This window comes from Oleiphilus sp. HI0061 (assembly GCF_001635675.1).
Window position 1 is genome coordinate 1 of record NZ_LWFE01001070.1, and the last position, 2,933, is coordinate 2,933.

Here is a 2,933-nt window from a genome sequence, read left to right on the forward strand (position 1 = left end):
CGCTTCTTTCGCAACAAAGCGGAAGAAGTTCATTACCATTTCTACGGTACCGTTGAAGTACTCATCACGAAGTAATTCGTTCTGAGTCGCAACACCCGTCGCACAGTTGTTCAAATGACAAATTCTCAAATAACGACAACCCAAAGCAACCATAGGCGNGGTACCGAAACCAAAACTCTCGGCACCCAGTATCGCCGCTTTAACAACATCCAGACCTGTCTTTAAACCGCCATCGGTTTGCAGACGGACGCTGCCACGCAAGTCATTGCCGCGCAGAGTCTGGTGAGCCTCGCTCAAACCAAGCTCCCAAGGAGAACCCGCATATCGGATAGAGGTTAGCGGACTTGCAGCCGTGCCACCGTCATAACCGGAAACTGTAATCAAATCAGCATAAGCCTTGGCAACACCTGCGGCGATAGTACCAACACCCGGTTCAGATACCAGTTTCACAGAAACCAATGCCTTTGGATTAACTTGCTTCAAATCAAAGATTAGCTGCGCCAAGTCTTCGATAGAATAAATATCGTGATGCGGTGGCGGTGAAATCAAGGTCACACCTGGCACCGAATATCTTAATGTCGCAATCAGGTTATTTACCTTACCACCTGGTAACTGACCACCTTCACCGGGCTTCGCACCTTGGGCAACTTTGATCTGCAAGACATCAGCATTACGCAAGTAGTGTGGCGTTACACCAAATCGGCCTGATGCGATCTGCTTGATCTTGGAACGTTTTTCCGTACCAAATCTCGCTGCATCTTCACCACCCTCGCCAGAGTTAGAGCGGCCACCTAGACGGTTCATTGCAACAGCAAGTGCTTCATGTGCTTCAGGAGACAAAGCTCCCAAAGACATTGCTGCCGAGTCAAAACGAGGGAAGATATTCTCTACCGGCTCTACTTCGTCTAAAGGAATCTCTTTAGCAGAATCACTTAAAGCAAACAAATCCCTTAAGGATGACGCTGGACGTTCATTTACCAAGGTTGCGTACTTCTGGTAAACAGAGTAATCGCCCGACTCAACTGCTTGCTGAATTGTATTGACAACATCCGGGTTAAAGGCGTGATATTCCTGACCGTGAACAAACTTCAGTAAACCACCTGGCTGGATCGATTTACGCGCCTTGAAAGCTTCTTTAGCCAACAGTGCTTGCTCTGATTGCAGGTCTTCAAAATCAGCACCCTGAATTCTACTTGCGACACCTTTAAAGCATAGGTCAACAACATCGTCTGCAAGACCTACTGCTTCAAACAATTGAGCGCCACGGTAAGAAGCAATTGTAGAAATACCCATCTTCGATAAGATCTTCAACAAGCCCTTACCAATACCGCGACGATAATTATTTTTCGCCTCGATTGGGTCCATCAGCATCTCACCCGTACTGATCAGGTCACTCATAACCTGATAAGCCAAGTAAGGGAAGACTGCCGTAGCACCAAAACCAAACAACACCGCGAAGTGATGAGGGTCACGGGCAAAACCAGACTCCACAATAATATTCGAGTCGCAACGTAAGCCCTTCTCAACCAAGTGGTGATGCACTGCACCCGTTGCCATAAAGGCATTTAGTGGTAATAAGCCAGGTTCGATATCTTTATCCGACAAAACAAGCACAACCTTGCCTTGTCTAACAGCTTCTTCTGCTTGCTGGCACACATCAACAATTGCTTGCCTTAAGCCAGTCTCTTCTTTGTACTGAAGGCTAATCAAGGCATGTTCAAAACCATCTTTATCCGAGCTAAAGCAGCTAAACTTCGCAGGTGTCAGTACCGGCGTAGCCAAAATAATTCGCTTCGCATGCTCAGGCGTTTCTTCAAATACGTTCTGCTCTACACCCACACAGGTTTCCAGAGACATAACAATCGCTTCACGCAATGGATCAATCGGTGGGTTAGTCACCTGAGCAAACTTCTGTCTAAAGTAGTCTGAAACTGAACGAACACGAGTCGACAATACTGCCATTGGCGTATCATCACCCATCGAACCTACTGCTTCCTGGCCCGCCTCAGCTAATGGACGCAATACCTGATCTCGTTCCTCGAAAGTCACCTGGAACATCTTCATGTGCGTCTTTAGGGTATCAGCATCCATTGCTTGGAACGCTTCATGATCTTTGTCTAGCGTTGCCTCAATACGAACCGCGTTTTCTTTTAGCCACTTTTTATAAGGGTGAGCAGACTTAAGGCGGCTATCGATATCATCAGTATGTAGCACTTCACCCGTTTCAGTATCAACCGCTAGAATCTGTCCAGGACCAATTCGACCCTTAGCAACAACATCTTCCGGCTTATAGCCATAAGTTCCAATTTCGGATGCAACTGTAATGTAACCATTCTTAGTGATAACCCAACGACTTGGGCGCAAACCGTTTCTATCCAGTAAACAGACGGCGTAACGGCCGTCAGTTAGAACCAGACCAGCCGGTCCATCCCATGGTTCCATATGCATACTGTTATATTCATAGAAAGCACGTAGTTCGCTATCCATGGTGTCAACGTTCTGCCATGCAGGTGGAATCATCATACGAACGGCACGGAATAGGTCTACACCACCTGCCAGAAGTACCTCAAGCATATTATCCATACTGGAAGAATCTGAACCAGTACGATTCACCAAAGGAGATAATTCTCCCAGCTCAGGCAGTTCGTCTGTAGCAAACTTGCTTGTTCTCGCTGTAGACCAGTTTCTATTGCCTTCAATCGTATTAATTTCACCGTTGTGAGCAATACATCTAAATGGCTGGGCTAGTGGCCACTTTGGCATAGTATTAGTGGAGAAACGCTGATGAAAAACACAAATGCTTGTCTCAACATCTGGATTACCCAGATCCAAATAAAAATTCGGCAGGTCAACCGGCATCATCAGCCCTTTATAAGACACGACTTTTTCTGACAAACTACAAACGTAGAATTCTTCATCAGACGCCAAAGCCA

General features: G+C 46.5%; 1 protein-coding gene. It reads right to left on the reverse strand.

The annotated features are described in order from the left end of the window. The coding region (gene gltB, locus A3735_RS14865; RefSeq protein ID WP_068638217.1) for a glutamate synthase large subunit at positions 1–2,933 on the reverse strand (2,933 nt) is incomplete at both ends.